This is a genomic window from Allomuricauda sp. ARW1Y1 (genome assembly GCF_013407935.1).
Classification (GTDB): Bacteria; Bacteroidota; Bacteroidia; order Flavobacteriales; family Flavobacteriaceae; genus Flagellimonas.
In genome coordinates this window covers 145,324-161,509 of the sequence record NZ_JACBZU010000002.1, presented here as the reverse complement: position 1 = coordinate 161,509, position 16,186 = coordinate 145,324, and the positions used below count along the sequence as shown (strand labels likewise).

The following is a 16,186-nucleotide window of genomic DNA, read 5'->3' as shown; positions in this document are numbered from 1 at the left end:
TTAATTTGTTTTAAAAGTAACGTTTAATTTTCATTTTCTGGTATGCCCAAGTTTTTGGTTTGTTTATTCGTTATCATAAGTACCTCCTTGACTTGGGGGCAAGAGCCTACATTGCCGTCCGATTTTAGGCAACATTCGCTCACGCAGTTCAATGCCAGTTTGCTGAATCCTACCTACGCCTTGGACTGGAACAACCCGAATTCCCTTTCGGTCTGGACCCGATGGCAATGGCAGAGCATTGATGGTGACCCTTCCACCATTTTCGCCAATTACACCCACCAATTGAATCCAGCTTCAGTAGCATCGGTAGGCTTTTTACAGCACAATACGGGTGTTTTTTTGTACACTGGGGGTAATTTGACTTTTGCCCAAACCTTTCAATTGGATGATGAAATTCAGCTGATGGCCGGACTCAATGTCTTTGCCTTCCAGCAAACAGTTGCTGATGAACAATTTGTGGAAGGTGACGGGTTGGACCCTGTTGCATTGGAGGATTTTGAAGGGTTTAAGGTACAATTTACCCCTGGATTGCGTTTGATGGTCAATCGATTCAGTGTTGGCCTGGCCTTGGAAAATGCAGTGGGCTTTAATGTTTCCGGTTCCAACGGGCAAAATATGGATAGCTTTCAGAGTGTTACCGGAACGGTGTCGCATGATTTTCCGTTGATGATATCGGAGGGTTTGGGAGATAGTTTTGTTCGCCCCGTAGTATATGTCAAATCCGTGCCCAATGGCGACACCCAGTTTGGGTTGAATGGGTTGTTCTCCACCTCTAAATTTTGGGTACAGGGCGGCTACAACAGTTTTTATGGTGCGTCAGGTGGTCTGGGGATTACCTTGGCAAAATCCTTTTCTTTGGGTGGATTGATGGAGTTTGCAACGGATAACGCGTTGAGCGAAGAAGACGCCACGTTTGAAATCGTTGCTTCCTATCACTTTGGAAAAACAAAAACAAAGGAAATTCAGCCGGAAGAGCCGCAAGAAGCCTTACCCGCAGAAACCGTGGAAGAGGAGCCAAACCCACTGGAAGAGGAAATAGAGCAACAACGACTGGAGCAGGAGCGTCGCGAACTTGAGGCAAGAAGACAATTGGAACGTGTAAAAGACTCCCTAGCGGAAGTACAACGCCAATGGGAACTTATGGAACAGCAGCGCAAAAAGGACAGTCTGGAACAATTACAACGGCAGCAAGTAGAGGTTCGACCAAACGAACGCTACGAAGAAGTAGAAAATGAAGAAGGTTTGGAGCCCGGTTTCTATTTGATTGCCAACGTATATGGTACCCAACGATATTTTGAAAACTTCATGAAAACGCTCCGGGAAAAAGGTTTGGAACCCAAATCCTTCTATCGAAGTGTAAACAAGTACAATTATGTGTATTTGGAGCGCTACAATACCATGGATGAAGCCAGAAAGGCCCGAGACAGCAAGTTTTTTGGTAAGTATGCGGAAAAAACCTGGATTTTCCGTGTCAAAGGAAATTGATGTTAGATGGTACGGTTATATCAAGCAAAGAGCGAAATCCATTTCCTAATTAAATGATGTGAGCTACCTCGTCGCTTTGCACTATTGGAATGAAAGGCGCTTGAATGAATAAGAAAATGGGCTTTACTTTTTGAGTTCTTGCTTCACCAAAAACTCTAAATACGCAACGGTATTGACCAAGTACTTTCGGTCCTGCATCATGGTGCTCATGGCCACGGCCCCTTGGATCATGGTGAACAATTGCTTAGCAAACTGTAAAGGGGGTACAGGAAGCTTAATATCGTTTCGATTCGCTCCATTCTCAAGGACAAGGGCAATCTTGCCCTCAATTTCTTTGACAGTTTCTTTTACCGCCGCAGCAAGGAGCTTGTTGTTGCCTTGGGCATCCACACCAACATTGAGGATGGGACATCCGCCCATGGGCAGGGTGAATACATCGTACTGCCTGTAAAAATTCAATAGGGCATAAATTCTTGCCAAGGCTTCGTCACCTGTTTCCAGAGCATTGTCAATTGCCCGCAAGAGCATATTCCGATTGTGCTCAAAGGCGGAGAGCGCCAGGGCTTCTTTGTTTTCAAAATTTCCGTAAATGGCACCTTTGGTGAGGCCTGTAGCTTCTGTAAGGTCGCTCATACTGGTGCCTATGTAGCCATGTTTGTTAAAAATGGGCGCTACGGTCTCAATAATGTAAGCGGTGGTACGTTCTGCCTTTTTGGTCATTTTGTTGGTTGCTGTTGGTCGTATCTAAGATATAAAAAATCAAATACTGTACGGTATTTTATAAAAGAAAAGCCCTCACTTTAACAAAGTAAGGGCTTTACCTATGGGTGATTTGGTATTATTCTACCAATTCATTTTGATTTCTGAATACCAACTGATCATCGAAAGAATCCAAGAGCACGATGCTGTCCGAAGTAATTCTTCCTGATAGCAGCTCTTTAGACAGGTTGTTCAACACCTCTTTCTGGATCAATCGTTTTACGGGCCGTGCACCGTATTGCGGGTCAAATCCTTTGGCTGCCAAATAATCGATTGCTTCCTCGGTCGCATCCAAGGTGATGTTCTGCTTGGTCAACATTTTCTTCAAGTTGGCCAATTGCAGCCCCACAATGTCCTTGATGTCCGATTTGCTCAACGGGGTGAACATGATAATATCATCGATACGGTTCAAGAACTCTGGTCGGATGGTTTTGCGGAGCAATCCCATCACTTCTACCCGTGCCGCCTCCGACGCACTTTCTAAATCCTTGGCATCCTCAAATTTCTCTTGGATGATGTGGCTTCCCATATTACTGGTCATAATGATGATGGAGTTCTTAAAATCCGCCACACGTCCTTTGTTATCGGTCAACCTACCCTCATCCAATACCTGTAAAAGAATATTGAAGGTATCAGGGTGGGCTTTTTCGATTTCATCCAGCAATATCACCGAATAAGGTTTTCTTCGTACCGCTTCGGTCAACTGTCCGCCCTCATCATAGCCCACGTACCCGGGAGGCGCACCTACCAATCGACTCACGGAGTGGCGTTCTTGGTATTCGCTCATATCTATCCGCGTAATGGCATTTTCATCATCGAACAGATAGGCGGCCAAGGTCTTGGCCAACTCGGTCTTACCCACACCAGTGGTACCCAAGAACAGGAATGAACCGATGGGTTTTTTGGCATCTTGCAGCCCGGCCCTGCTTCTTCGAATGGCGTCGGATACGGCCACAATGGCCTCCTCTTGTCCCACCACACGTTTGTGCAGCACGTCTTCCAGCTTCAAAAGCTTTTCGCGCTCGCTCTGCATCATCTTGTTCACCGGAATTCCGGTCCATTTGGCCACCACTTCGGCGATATCCTCATAAGTGACCTCTTCCTTGATCAAGGTGCCGGCAGTTTGTTGCTCGGACAATTCATTTTGAAGCTTTTCCAACTTCTCTTGCGCCTCTTTGATTTTTCCGTACCGTAGCTCGGCTACTTTACCGTAGTCACCGTTCCTCTCGGCGCGTTCGGCCTCCACCTTATAGTTTTCGATATCCTCCTTGGTTCGTTGGATATTGTCCACCACGGTTTTTTCGCTCTCCCACTTGGCAAAGATTTCGTTTCGCTCTTCCTTGAGGTTGGCCAACTCCAAGTTTAGGGACTTTAGTTTAGTGGTGTCGTCTTCCCGTTTGATGGCCTCCACTTCAATTTCCAACTGCATGATCTTACGGTCGAGTACGTCCAATTCTTCGGGCTTGGAGTTGATTTCCATGCGAAGTTTGGAAGCCGCTTCATCCATGAGGTCGATAGCCTTGTCGGGCAAAAAGCGGTTGGTGATGTAGCGTTGCGATAGTTCAACCGCCCCGATCACCGCATCATCCTTAATGCGGACCTTGTGGTGGGCTTCATACTTTTCCTTGATACCCCGAAGGATGGAAATGGCGCTTTCGGTATCCGGCTCGTCAACCATCACTTTTTGGAACCTGCGCTCCAATGCCTTGTCCTTCTCAAAATATTTTTGATACTCATCCAAAGTGGTTGCTCCAATGGCCCTAAGTTCACCACGGGCGAGGGCTGGTTTTAAGATGTTTGCGGCATCCATAGCACCCTGTCCGCCACCAGCGCCTACCAAGGTGTGGATCTCGTCGATAAAGAGCACGATGTTCCCATCTGAGGAGGTCACCTCTTTGATGACCGCCTTTAGGCGCTCCTCAAATTCACCCTTGTATTTGGCACCGGCAATCAGGGCACCCATATCCAATGAGTAGATGATTTTGTCCTTTAGGTTTTCGGGCACGTCACCTTGCACAATTCGATGCGCCAATCCTTCGGCAATGGCTGTTTTACCTACACCGGGCTCCCCTACGAGCATAGGGTTGTTTTTGGTGCGTCGGGAGAGGATTTGCAAAACCCTTCGGATTTCTTCGTCCCTTCCAATAACGGGGTCCAATTTGCCACTATCGGCCAATTGGTTGAGGTTATTGGCGTATTTATCCAAGGAATTATAGGTTTCCTCGGCACTTTGAGAGGTTACCTTTCCTCCTTTGCGCAATTCTTGAATGGCTGCCTTCAGGTCTTTTTCGGTAACGCCTTGATCCTTTAGGATTTGCGCAATCTTACTCTTGGATTTGAAAATGGCCAAGAGTAAATGTTCCACGGAAACATATTCATCGCCCATATTTTTGGCGATAATACTGGCTTCGTTGACGGTTTTTCCGGCTTCGCGCGAAAGCATGATTTCTCCTCCGGTCACTTTGGAAAAGCTCTGGAGTTCCTTGTCCAATATTTGATGGATGAGGTTGGTGTTCACGTTCAATTTTTTCAAAATGAAGGGAAGCACATTTTCATCCACCTCGCCAATGGCTTTGAACAGGTGTTCGTTTTCTATTTGTTGATGCCCAAATTCTTGGGCCAATTGCTGGGCCCTTTGAATGGCTTCTTGCGATTTTATGGTAAAATTGTTAAAGTTCATCGTTTTCGTTTTACCGATTAAAGTCAACAACCTTACCAATACCATATTACCGTCAAAATGTCCGATAAAACCAGTGATAGCAAGACATTTAGTCAGTTGTAAGCTTTTTGTTCCCTACCGACTTATCCTATAAATTTGCAATATGGGAATATTTGACAGCGTCTTCGGAAAAAAGGAGAACACAACGACAAAAAAGGAAGCATTGCCTTGGATTCCATTGGAAGCCATGGATCAATTGGAGGCGATTGCGGAAAAGTCCAATGGCCGACCACAGGTGATTTTTAAGCACTCGAATACGTGCGGCATAAGCCGAATGGTCCTCAATATGTTCGAGGGGTCGTACGATATGGATTTGGATATTGACCTTTATTTTTTGACCATTCAAAACCACCGGGATATTTCCAACCGGATTGCGGAGAAATTTGATGTACTCCACGAGTCTCCCCAATTACTGGTCGTCAAGAATGGTGAGGTTACCTTCCACACCTCGCACGGAGCCATTTCGGATATGGATTTTACGAAGTACCTATAAAAGAAATCATGATTATATGTCAGTTCGAGCGGAGTCGAGAACTTAAGGCATCTCGACTCCGCTCGATGTGACACTTTCTTTTAATTGAACTGATACCTCGAGACAATATTTTTGAGGCGCAGTTTTAGGTCTTCGCCAGCATCGTACACCATTTGCTCGTTGGACGGAAAAGGTACCTCCCTAGCGTTCAGATACAATAGCAAATCGTCTTCTAACGCTCTTTTGTCCCCTTGGTAATTCGCAAAGATATGCTCAAAGACAAACTCACTGGAGAGGGGGTAGGAGTTGATGACCTGTCCATCCCTTAAATTGGTAAAGCTTACCTTGGCCCCAATTTGCGCACTTTTGAATTGGGTAAATTGGAACAACTTACAAGTAACAGTTCGCATTTTATCCACTTTTATCTTGTTGCCCAAACTATCCTTCACCACATTACCATCTTGGTCCAAAAGGTATTCCCAACCGTCCTTGATCTGTCTTTCCTTAATAACTTGGGTTTCGTTGATACGCTCTGGGGAAATGTTGATTTCCATAAAATCCAGGTTCATCGCATAATCATAATTGATGTTTTCCAACGGATTGGTATGGTACTGCAACCAAAAATTTTCAATTCCAAAGGCATTAAAATCCAATAATTCGGCCTCCAAACGTTCTGGGATGATCTGTTGGGTCTGATTGGCAATCTCCACACGTACAAATTCCAGCCCTTTGTTATAGGCCTCATCCATTTTGGCCACCGTTTCCCTATACCCCGGATTGATTTCCTGCAAGTACTTCAAATCATCATAGGCAGCTCGATAATCGGATTTGTATTTGGCCGAGGCCAAAAGGTAGAGGGCATTCTGATACAAATGCTCGGATAGGTCATCCTTGGTGTTCAAGATTTGATTGTCGTAGTTCACAAAATTGAATCTGGCATCCCTTCCTTCATCAACAATATACAGCGGTAACAGGGGACGAATCCGTTCCTGTATTTGCTTTAGTTGAACATATTTATTGTAGATGGATTCCAAGTTTGCTGGATTTCCGTCATTCTGAAGAAAGGCAATTTCTTGTTGCTCTCTGGCCGCATTTTTGGCAAAGGCTTCCTCTAAAAGAACAATAAACTGCTGATGCCCTTTTTTGGTCTTGTTCTCGGCCAAATTTTTAATGGCCTTGTTCATTGCCGCATTGTAATTTCCCGTATTCAGGGCCTCTTGCGTTTTTTTAACACCACTACAGGCGCCAAGAACCATAACTGTAAGTAAGAGTAAAAGTTTTCTCATGGTCATCTACTTTTTGATTTGGTTAGGGGAATCCAATAGCTGTGCCAAAAATCCCCAATCTATAAACGAAAAAGGATGAACGGTAGTATATCTTGGATAAAAAGGTTGTAAATGGGAGATTTTTGGAAGGATGGGAAACTAACATAATTGTTAATTTCCGTTTGATAAAATTAGCCCTCATTGGCTTTTTTATGCGGATAAATCCCCTTTCAATTCGTAATTTTACGCCCTTAATTAAACTATGGGCAACATGCAACGAGACCAAAAGATTTTTGAACTGATAGCGCAAGAAAACGATAGGCAGCTGGAAGGTATAGAACTGATCGCTTCCGAGAACTTTGTAAGTCCGCAAGTGATGGAGGCCGCTGGCTCTGTACTTACCAACAAATATGCTGAAGGCTACCCAGGAAAGCGTTATTATGGCGGTTGCGAAATTGTTGACCAAGTGGAACAGTTGGCCATAGACCGTGCCAAGGAGTTGTTCGGTGCCGCTTACGCCAATGTACAGCCGCACTCCGGTTCCCAGGCCAATGCTTCGGTTTACCATGCGTGCCTCAATGCAGGTGATACCATTTTAGGTTTTGACCTCTCCCACGGCGGGCACTTGACCCATGGTTCGCCTGTGAACTTTTCCGGTAAATTGTACAACCCTGTGTTTTATGGGGTAGATGAGGAAACCGGACTTTTGAACTACGACAAAATCCAAGAGATTGCCGAAAAGGAGCAACCCAAACTGATCATTGCCGGTGCTTCAGCTTATTCCAGGGACATGGATTTTAAGCGTTTCCGTGAAATTGCCGATAGTGTAGGAGCTATCTTGTTGGCAGATATATCGCATCCTTCTGGATTGATTGCCAAAGGTATTTTGAACGACCCGATCCCCCATTGCCATATTGTGACCACCACAACACACAAAACACTCCGTGGTCCACGTGGAGGACTTATTTTGATGGGGGAGGATTTTGACAATCCGTTTGGTATCAAACTAAAGAACGGAAACCTGAGAAAAATGTCGGCCCTATTGGATTTGGCAGTATTCCCTGGTAATCAAGGCGGACCGTTGGAGCACATTATCGCGGCCAAAGCCGTTGCGTTTGGGGAAGCCCTTTCTGACGAGTTCCTCCACTACATGGTCCAAGTGAAAAAGAACGCTGCCGCCATGGCGAAGGCGTTTATGGACAGGGATTACAAAGTGATTTCTGGGGGTACCGACAACCACATGATGTTGATCGACCTCCGAAACAAAAATATTACTGGTAAAGATGCCGAAAAGGTATTGGAACATGCGGATATCACAGCCAACAAGAACATGGTGCCCTTTGATGATAAATCACCTTTTGTTACGTCAGGAATCCGTTTCGGAACCTCTGCAATCACCACCAGAGGCTTAAAAGAGGCCGATATGGAGATCATTGTGGGCTTTATTGACGAAATCCTGACCGACCCGGAGAACGAAACCAAAATAGCTTCCATAAAACAAAAGGTCAACGATTTAATGAAATCGCGACCTCTGTTCAGTGCTTAGTAATTGCTAGTGGAAATTTTTACTCGAAGAGAAAAATGCTCTCTTCGTACAATTTTTTCTGGTGAAGGGAATAAATGTAGGCTTCCTGCCCATCCCCTCGGTCAAAATAGAGGCCCCAATAGTCAAAATAACTGATCGGGTTATCTTCCTCCTGAGTTGAACCACTGGTGCCGACCGTGGCGGTATCCTCAAAAACAGGAACAAAGATTTCATAGGGCATTTCGGTGAGCCCTTTGGTAAAGTAGACAAAGTGCTTGCCAACAGCGGTCAGTATATCGCTGGCCTGTTCGGTGATGCTATGCTTGAACAATCGTGAGATGATGATGGAAGTATCCTCAAAATGCAAGGAAAGTTCCAGAATATCCGTAGGATAGGTACTTTCTTGGTTTAGCGTCTCCAAGGCCTTGGCCAGTTTAGTGGATATACTGGATTGGCAATCTTCGGCAAAATCATAGCTGCCCCAATTCCCATCGTTAAAATGTCGAAGACATTCGGCTATCCCAAAGTTATGGTGAAGGTGGATGATCAAATCCGTTCTGTTGTTTTGAAAATCCTGCTTGCACTGCACTTTGGCCGTGGCAAAAAAGTACTTTTCCAATACTTTTAGAAAGTCGTCCAGACCATCGGTGGCCACATAGGTTTTTGGACCTTTGTATCTGCTATTTCGTTTGTTCGGGGATGACATGTAGCTATAGATTGGATTCTACTATTCTTTCTACATAAAATTAGGATGAATCTTTGATTTTGGATTGCAGATAATCCTTAAAAATTCTATGGATTTCCCCCAGTTTGTAGGATTTTTAAGGTTTTTTGGCCCATAATCCTACCACAAAACGAAAAGTAAGGCTGCGTTTAGTGCATTGATGGTCAAATAAAGCCTTTGTTTTTTGCTGCCAATATCAAGGCCAAATCGTTCTCGTTTTCTGTACCGAACAAGGTTCTTAAATGACGTTTTCTGTTTTCGATGGAGGAGGGGGAAAGCCTGATGAATTTTTCCAAATCCTTGGTTTTGGTCCCTTTGGACAAATGGTAAAGGATTTGCTTGTCCTTCTCATCAAGATCTATGTTGTTGGCCATCTTTTTTCTGATGGCGCCAAGCGCTTTGGAAGAGTAGTAGGGCGGGTCCAGCATAATGGTCCGCACGGCATCTTCCAAGGTTTTGGGGTCAATATCCGTTTTTACCAAATAACCGTCCGGATCTACGGACTTAAGAATACTGTTGATCCTAAAGTTGTCGCTAAAGGAGGACATAAAAACAATCTTGCTTTCCGGTACGATCTTTCTGGCCAAGATGCCCAAATCTTCCCCACTGTGCGGTTGGTCCTCGTTAGGGGCAAATAATTGAACATCCAAAAACAAGATATCATACCTAAAGGTTTTTGCGGATTCCTCGATCAATTGTTTCCCAGCTTCGAAGGAAGTTGCGGTGTCCACTATGATCTTGTGACCGTCAAAATCGATGCCCTCGAGTATGAACTTGTACCCGAGCATGGTCATTTCATGATCATCGATGGCTAGTATTCTCAGTGTTTTCATGGTAGGTATTACTATTAATTTGGGGGAGTTGTTTATGCGTTTACCGCTATCGATATTTGCGGAACGGTGTGTTCCACATAGGAAGCGGGTATCTGTATTTTTATAATGGTTCCATGGCCAGGTTTGCTGTCAAAATCCACTTTGCCCTTTATTTTTTTGACTCTGGATATAATGTTCTTCAGGCCAATTCCTTTTTTCGCTCGGTTTGGGTCAAAGCCAACACCATCATCCGAGATATTGAGCTTTAACATATCGTCCACCAGTTGAAAGGAAATGGACACGTTTTCGCTTTTTGCGTGTTTCACACAGTTTTTTAGTGCCTCTTGGACCACCCTGAAGGCGTTGATCTTGATATCGCCCAGCAAATTGTCCCAAGGTACCTTTTTGTCGTAGTCGAAGGTGCAGGAAATACCGGATGACTTTTCGATACCGCTGATCATGTCTTCCAACGACACGATAAAATTATGAAATTTTTTGTAGGCTTCATTGTTCAGCTCATGGGAAATGGTTCGGATTTCCTCCTCAACGGCCTGAAGTTTTTCAATGAACATGGCCCTTTGTTCCATGGAGGCCTGGTCCTCGCGATCGTTAAGGCCGCTCAACATCAATCGGATACCCAACATTTCGCCCAGAATGCCATCGTGGAGCTCCTCGGAAATTCGTTTTTGGGCCATTTGCTTGCCCTCCTGCAATTTTCCTTGTTGGGCGAGCATCAGGTTGTAGATTTCTTGGTTGCTTTCCTGTTGTCGCTGTTTAAACTTTAAGCGGTTGTTGCTTATATACAGGGAAATAATGATGAAGGCGGTTACCCCGAACAATAGCATTAGGGTGGAGGATAGTATCCAAATCTGCTTTTCCTGCGTCAGGATCTTGTTCTCTTCGATAATGTCGTCCGTCTCCATGCGGATGCGGCCAAATTTATCCCGTTTGGTGCGTTCCTCTTCCTGTATAATGTCGTTGAGTTGGTAGTACTGCTCGGCATAGGAGGCGGCATGTACCGTATCCAATCGGGTAAGCAACCGGAGAGCGTCCAAGGCACGATCGTTGTTATAGGTTTCTTTGGCAATATTGTAGGATTCGTTGGCATTGGCAATGGCATTTAGGGTGTCTCCCTTGGCGGCCAAAACTTCGGAATAGTAATAATGCAGTCTGGCCCTGTCGTAGAGGTCGCCAGTTGCGGCGTTAACTGAAAAGGCCTCCACTAACAATTCCTCGGACTTTTTAGTGTTCTTCTCGGTTTTGAGGACTGAAAAAGCGTAGCTTCCCAAGGCTTTTTCATACAGGTCGGGAATCTCTTGTTTTAGATTTGTATTAAAAAGCAGTTCTTGGTAAACATTTTTTGCTTGGGTGAAATCTTCTTCGTTTAGATAGGTGCTAGCAATATTGTTTTGGAGTTTCCATATCAATTGAGTTTTGTTTTCACGATTTGAGCTTTCAATATATCCGCGAGCTGTTTCGTAGGATTCAATCGCTTTTTGGCTATCGCCAAAGCCGTTGGCCAAAATGCCTAACATATTATAGGCATTATATAAGCGATAATCATCGTCCAGTTCATCAAAGATTTCTATGGCAGCGGCAGCACTGGTTTCGCCGCCCAAATAATCCTTGTAGGCATCCTGTACCCTTGCCATATTATATAACATTCTGGCTTTTAGGGATTTAGAGGTGGAATCTTTCGGCAATCGGTCAAAACTTTCCAAGGCTTTTCGGTAACGGTAAAAGGCACTGTCCATCGCTCCATAATTTTCAAAAAAACCCCCAAGATCCCAATTGGAATAGCCCAGTATTTTATCTGCTTTTGCTTCTTCTGATAGCTTTAGGAGCTTGGCATTGGATTGCCGAAAACCTACGGAATCCTTTTGCTGCAAATACGCTAAGGAAACCTGGGATAATTGTTCCAATCGGGTGGAATCCTTGGAAAGGGTCAAGGCCTGTACCTCTGCATCTTGAATATAGGCTCTGCGTTCATCGGATGATAATTCTTTGGCGGTCTTGGCAATAGTCAGCAATTGTTGGATGGAGTCGACCTTGGGGTTCCGCACCGTTTCATCGTTGGATACCTGCTGTTTACAGCCCAAAACGAGCAGTAGTACTAAAATGAATACTCCGTTTTTCAAATTTTCCAAGTGGTTTCTAGTTCCAAGGTAACAAAAAAGCCCCAAAACAGTAAAGGTTTGGGGCTGGGTGTTATGTTAAATGTTCCTTACAGTCGTCGGCTGTCGTTTGCGCTCTGCTGCAATCGTCTTTTGCTCTGTTTTGAGAATCCGAGGCGTACTCGGTATTCATGGGATCCCTTCTGATAGTCTCCTGATAGCGCTTCCTGTCTATCCAAAGCAATGTAATCGACCACTTTGGACTCATCCCTTTGATAAAGAAGGGCAATTACAAGGATTACAATCAGGATAATGTTTTTGTATAAGTTGGTAATGGCAGCAAGCATAAAAATCTAGTTATTACCTCTTCCGTCCTTTTCTGCGTCCTCACCATCAGTCGCATTCTGATCAAGGGTCAGTTGTTCAAACATGGCTTCGGTGTCCTGTACGTCGGTTTCCGTTTCGCAAGAGTAAAATCCAGTGGTCAATAGTGCAAGGGCCAAAATGCTAAATACTTTTTTCATAATTATAGGTTTTTAGGTGTAAAAATTAGGTTTGTGCAGCTAAAGTATTTCGCAATAGGGATGGCTACGCTGTATTTGAAAAGAGCGTAGTATTCTGTGGTAATCTGTTAGAATTTTACCACAATCTGCAAGAATTTTGCTAATTAAGGGCCTTTGCCGAGGTTTTGGAGAGCATGTTCTTAAGGCTGTCTACCTTATCCTTATAGGTTTTGGAGAAGGGGAGTTCCTGCTCTTCCCCGCACCTTAGACTACAGATGGATTTCCCATAATTGATACGGGTGACATATACACTATTGATAATGTAGCTTTGGTGTACACGGATAAAGTTCTTGGGTAACTTTTCCTCGAAGGACTTTAAGGTCTTGAATGCACTGATGATGCTGCCGTCCTTCATAAAAAAGTCAGTGGTATTGTTATCCGATTTGAGATAAAGGATGTTTTGGGTGTCCAAATACCGGTAGTCCTTATAGGATTTAAGGCAAATGGTGGATGGCGTATCGTGCTTTGGGTGCAATTTGCGCAGTCGTAAAATCGTCTTTCGGATATCGAACTCGTTGTGTGGCAGGATCCAATAATCAAAAAAGCCGCTTTTAATGGCATTGTAGGCGAACTTCTTGGTTTTGGCGTATCCTATAATAATAGGTAAGGACTGCATATACTGATTCAGTTCCGTTACCATTTGAAAGTAGCTTAGGCCATCTTCGCCCAAATTGACGAGCACCACATCGGGATTGTACTTTAAAATGGAATTTAGACCTGCTGAAGCGTTGGTGTCCTCGCTGGCACAAACAAAATCATCGTACTCCTCCAAATACAATTGCAACTGCAATTTTGAGGAGGCGTCCGAGTCGATGATGTTGTAGGTATATTCCATGTGCAAATTCCTGATTGCAAGTTACTAAGGCACAAAAAAAACTCACTACAGTTTTCCCTTAAAAAAACTAGGGGTTTCATCTTAAATCGGGTGTTTTTCTTACATTTTCCCCTAAAAATTCGTTAAATCGAAATGGAGTGTAACAAAACACCTATTTTTTAAGGATTGCTTTTTGAATGCGAAACAGCCGTTTGGAAACGTACTTTCCTTGGCGTTCCATCAAGATGAAAATGAGATGTAAATTGGGGGTTTTTCGTGCTCAGTTAGTTCAGAATATAGGTTTAGTTCGGTTTTTAGGTTACCCTATATTACAATTTGTTGGGAAAGCATCAAAATTTAGGTGACTGGAATTAAGGAGATTGGGCGAAAATTCGATGAATTACAGCTATTTGATCAATATGAAAGTATTTTTGCTACGAATTGGGGTGTACGCTATAAGAATAGCGCCTGAATTTCCTCCGGCACCCGTTTGGGCCGAAAGGTTTGGGCATCCAGTAAGCACCATTCCGTAACCGCTTTCACCAGCAGCTCATTGGTTTCCTTGTTTTTGATTTCCACCACCCTTGTGGAAATAGGCCCTTGGTTCTCTGCTATGTAGGTATTGATGAGCATGGTGTTCCCGAGCACGGCCGATTTATGATAGGTAATGTTGTGGTTGCGCACCACCCAAATCAAGGATTGCTGTATGGCTTCGGTGGTCACATGGTTCCAGTGCCTCTTGGAAATCTCTTGGATCCATTCCACGTAGCGGATATTGTTCACATGGTTGAGGTCGTCCAGGTCGTTGGGCATCACATCAAAAGCTTCCGAGTAGGTCTTCATCCCTATTTTTTAAGGATTTTCACCTCAAACAGCTTGTCCCAGTTTTTGCCTGTCACAAAAAAGGTTTCCCGTTCGGGGTGGTAGGCCACGCCGTTCAGTACAGAGTTGCCTTCATCCCATTGAGGCCCTTTGGTTACTTGGCTTTGAAGTCCGCCAAAGTTGATCACACCCTCAATGGCGCCGGAGGTGGCATCTATGATCATCATGCTCTGTTTTTGGTACACATTGGCATAAATTTTACCGTTCACATACTCCAGCTCGTTGGCACGGTTAAAAATGGACTTATTGGTCACGGTTTCGATATGGCCGGTCTCTTCCAATGTCTCAGGATCTAAAAACCAGATTTTTTCGGTGCCGTCACTTTTATAAAGTTTCTCGCCATCGTTGCACAAACCCCATCCTTCGCGGCTTTTACCATAGGTAAAGTTTTTGATTTTCTCCAGAGTCTCGATATCGTACACATATCCCATCCCGCTTTGCCAGGTCAATTGGTACAGCTTACCATCCATGATCGTAATGCCTTCACCAAAGACTGAAGCGTCCATATCAATTTTTTGCAGTACCTCACCGGTTTTAAAATCGACCTTTCGGAGCGTAGAAAAACCTGTTTTCCCTGTGCCTTCGTACAAGATGCCATCGTGGAATTCCAGTCCTTGGGTGTAGGCCCCGGTATCGTGTGGGTAGGTATTCAGGATTTCATAGGTGTACACTTCCGGTGCCGAAGCGGCCAATAAGCGGAAGTCTTTTTCTACTGAGACGTTTTGGTCTTCAATATTGAACTTTGCCACCAAGGTTTTGTTGCCCAAGGTGGGGAGGTCAAGGGTCAACTTACCATTTTCAACGGGCATTTCCTTTCCGTCAATATAATAGCGTAGGTCCGATATTTCAATGTCCTTTTTGTTCTTGAGGGCTACTCCCAATTGTTGGTTTTGCTGTATGGCCTTGTTTTCCAGTTGGATGGAAAAATGCTTGGCCGGGTCGGCATTGCCACCGCAGGCCAAAAAGAAGAGCAAGGCCCCGGTTGCGAAAAAAAGTTTGCCCATATTTTTTACTGCTTGTATCATAAATTGTTACTCATGAATCTTCGAAATTAAGAATGTATTGGGATTGCCACAAATTTAAAAGGTCGTATATTTGCAGCCGGGCAAGTCCTACACGACCAGCTCCTGCAGAATCCCCCAGGGCGGGAACGCAGCAAGGGTATGTGGTCGTAGCGGTGCGATGTAGGTAGCTTGCCCTTTTTTGTACCCAAAAATCAGCTGATCATGGATAAAAAAGTTGTACTGATCACCGGCGGTTCTTCAGGTATTGGTAAATCCATCGGGACCTACTTGGTCCAAAAAGGGTTTACGGTTTACGGTACTACGCGCAATCCAAAAAACTATCCCGATTTTAAGGCTTTTGAACTGGTTCAATTGGATGTAACGGATGTGGAAAGCATCCAAAAGGCCGTTTCCAATGTCATTTCCAAAGAGAATAGATTGGATGTTTTGATAAACAACGCTGGGGTTGGCATTACCGGACCCATCGAAGAAACCCCCCACGAAGAGATTTTGCGCGTGTTCGACACCAATTTTCATGGTCCCGTGCATGTAATGAAGGCCGTTTTGCCGCAAATGCGCAAGCAGGGCGGCGGGGCTATTATCAACATCACCTCCATTGCGGGTTACATGGGATTGCCCTATCGAGGATTCTACTCCGCCACCAAAGGTGCGTTGGGCATCCTTACCGAGGCCCTACGCATGGAAACCAAGGATTTTAACGTGACCATTACCAATGTGGCTCCCGGTGATTTTGCTACCAATATTGCATCGGGCAGGTACCATGCACCGGTTATCGAAGGCTCTGCCTACCAAGAAAAATACCAACAGACCCTAAACGCCATCAATGCGGATGTGGACAGTGGGGGAGACCCAATACAGGTAGCGGAGGCCGTGTACAAGATCATCAACCAGAAAAAGCCGAAGATACACAACCCCGTAGGCGCATTTTTACAAAAATTCTCCCTTAGGTTAAAAAAGATTTTACCCGACAAAGTCTACGAAAAATTACTCCTCGACCATTATAAGTTGTAATTTTAGGGGATTTGTG

The 16,186-nt window shown here is 44.5% G+C and carries 15 protein-coding genes and 1 other RNA gene; 5 read left to right on the top strand and 11 right to left on the bottom strand.

Annotated features, from left to right (window positions below; all coding sequences use genetic code 11):
• The first annotated feature begins 42 nt into the window (after positions 1 to 42).
• Positions 43 to 1,485: a PorP/SprF family type IX secretion system membrane protein gene (locus GGE08_RS05460; RefSeq protein ID WP_179383897.1), complete on the top strand. Its 1,443-nt coding sequence runs from the start codon at positions 43 to 45 to the stop codon at positions 1,483 to 1,485.
• 123 nt (positions 1,486 to 1,608) lie between these two features.
• On the opposite strand, the gene GGE08_RS05455 is transcribed toward GGE08_RS05460, so the two are convergent.
• Both GGE08_RS05455 and clpB read right to left on the bottom strand, forming a co-directional pair.
• Positions 1,609 to 2,205: a TetR/AcrR family transcriptional regulator gene (locus tag GGE08_RS05455; RefSeq protein WP_179383896.1), complete on the bottom strand. Its 597-nt coding sequence runs from the start codon at positions 2,203 to 2,205 to the stop codon at positions 1,609 to 1,611.
• Between the two features lie 118 nt (positions 2,206 to 2,323).
• Entirely contained in the window at positions 2,324 to 4,924 is a 2,601-nt protein-coding gene (gene clpB, locus GGE08_RS05450; RefSeq protein WP_179383895.1) for an ATP-dependent chaperone ClpB, read from the bottom strand.
• 142 nt (positions 4,925 to 5,066) lie between these two features.
• Here clpB and ytxJ point away from each other — a divergent pair, with 142 nt between their 5' ends.
• The gene (ytxJ, locus tag GGE08_RS05445; protein WP_179383894.1) at positions 5,067 to 5,456 is read left to right on the top strand and encodes a bacillithiol system redox-active protein YtxJ; all 390 of its coding nucleotides are present in this window, start codon (positions 5,067 to 5,069) and stop codon (positions 5,454 to 5,456) included.
• An 80-nt stretch (positions 5,457 to 5,536) separates the two neighbouring features.
• Here the strand turns inward: ytxJ and GGE08_RS05440 are convergent, their stop codons facing one another.
• Positions 5,537 to 6,721, bottom strand: coding sequence for a hypothetical protein (locus tag GGE08_RS05440; protein WP_179383893.1), 1,185 nt, complete (start codon positions 6,719 to 6,721; stop codon positions 5,537 to 5,539).
• A gap of 250 nt (positions 6,722 to 6,971) precedes the next feature.
• On the opposite strand from GGE08_RS05440, the gene glyA reads away from it, so the two are divergent.
• A complete protein-coding gene (glyA, locus tag GGE08_RS05435) occupies positions 6,972 to 8,246 on the top strand; it encodes a serine hydroxymethyltransferase (protein ID WP_293288802.1) in 1,275 nt (424 codons plus the stop codon).
• Between the two features lie 19 nt (positions 8,247 to 8,265).
• Here glyA and GGE08_RS05430 read toward each other — a convergent pair whose 3' ends face one another.
• The 8 genes from GGE08_RS05430 to GGE08_RS05395 form a co-directional block, all read right to left on the bottom strand.
• Complete coding sequence (locus tag GGE08_RS05430) at positions 8,266 to 8,931, bottom strand: hypothetical protein (protein WP_179383891.1); 666 nt, start codon at positions 8,929 to 8,931, stop codon at positions 8,266 to 8,268.
• A 182-nt stretch (positions 8,932 to 9,113) separates the two neighbouring features.
• Complete coding sequence (locus tag GGE08_RS05425; RefSeq protein ID WP_179383890.1) at positions 9,114 to 9,782, bottom strand: response regulator transcription factor; 669 nt, start codon at positions 9,780 to 9,782, stop codon at positions 9,114 to 9,116.
• 32 nt (positions 9,783 to 9,814) lie between these two features.
• A complete protein-coding gene (locus GGE08_RS05420; RefSeq protein ID WP_179383889.1) occupies positions 9,815 to 11,899 on the bottom strand; it encodes an ATP-binding protein in 2,085 nt (694 codons plus the stop codon).
• Positions 11,900 to 11,985: 86 nt separating this feature from the next.
• Positions 11,986 to 12,222, bottom strand: coding sequence for a hypothetical protein (locus GGE08_RS05415; RefSeq protein ID WP_179383888.1), 237 nt, complete (start codon positions 12,220 to 12,222; stop codon positions 11,986 to 11,988).
• Between the two features lie 6 nt (positions 12,223 to 12,228).
• Positions 12,229 to 12,399, bottom strand: coding sequence for a hypothetical protein (locus tag GGE08_RS05410; protein ID WP_179383887.1), 171 nt, complete (start codon positions 12,397 to 12,399; stop codon positions 12,229 to 12,231).
• 139 nt (positions 12,400 to 12,538) lie between these two features.
• The gene (locus GGE08_RS05405; protein WP_179383886.1) at positions 12,539 to 13,273 is read right to left on the bottom strand and encodes a LytR/AlgR family response regulator transcription factor; all 735 of its coding nucleotides are present in this window, start codon (positions 13,271 to 13,273) and stop codon (positions 12,539 to 12,541) included.
• 432 nt (positions 13,274 to 13,705) lie between these two features.
• Positions 13,706 to 14,095 carry a thioesterase family protein gene (locus tag GGE08_RS05400; protein ID WP_179383885.1) on the bottom strand — a complete coding sequence of 130 codons (390 nt, stop codon included), beginning with the start codon at positions 14,093 to 14,095 and terminating at the stop codon, positions 13,706 to 13,708.
• A 2-nt stretch (positions 14,096 to 14,097) separates the two neighbouring features.
• On the bottom strand, positions 14,098 to 15,138 hold the full coding sequence (locus GGE08_RS05395; RefSeq protein WP_179383884.1) for a glutaminyl-peptide cyclotransferase: 1,041 nt from the start codon (positions 15,136 to 15,138) through the stop codon (positions 14,098 to 14,100).
• A 99-nt stretch (positions 15,139 to 15,237) separates the two neighbouring features.
• Here GGE08_RS05395 and ffs point away from each other — a divergent pair.
• Together ffs and GGE08_RS05385 are read left to right on the top strand one after the other, a co-directional pair.
• Positions 15,238 to 15,336: signal recognition particle sRNA small type (gene ffs / locus GGE08_RS05390), an RNA gene on the top strand.
• Between the two features lie 24 nt (positions 15,337 to 15,360).
• Positions 15,361 to 16,170 carry an SDR family oxidoreductase gene (locus GGE08_RS05385; RefSeq protein WP_179383883.1) on the top strand — a complete coding sequence of 270 codons (810 nt, stop codon included), beginning with the start codon at positions 15,361 to 15,363 and terminating at the stop codon, positions 16,168 to 16,170.
• Positions 16,171 to 16,186 lie beyond the last annotated feature (16 nt).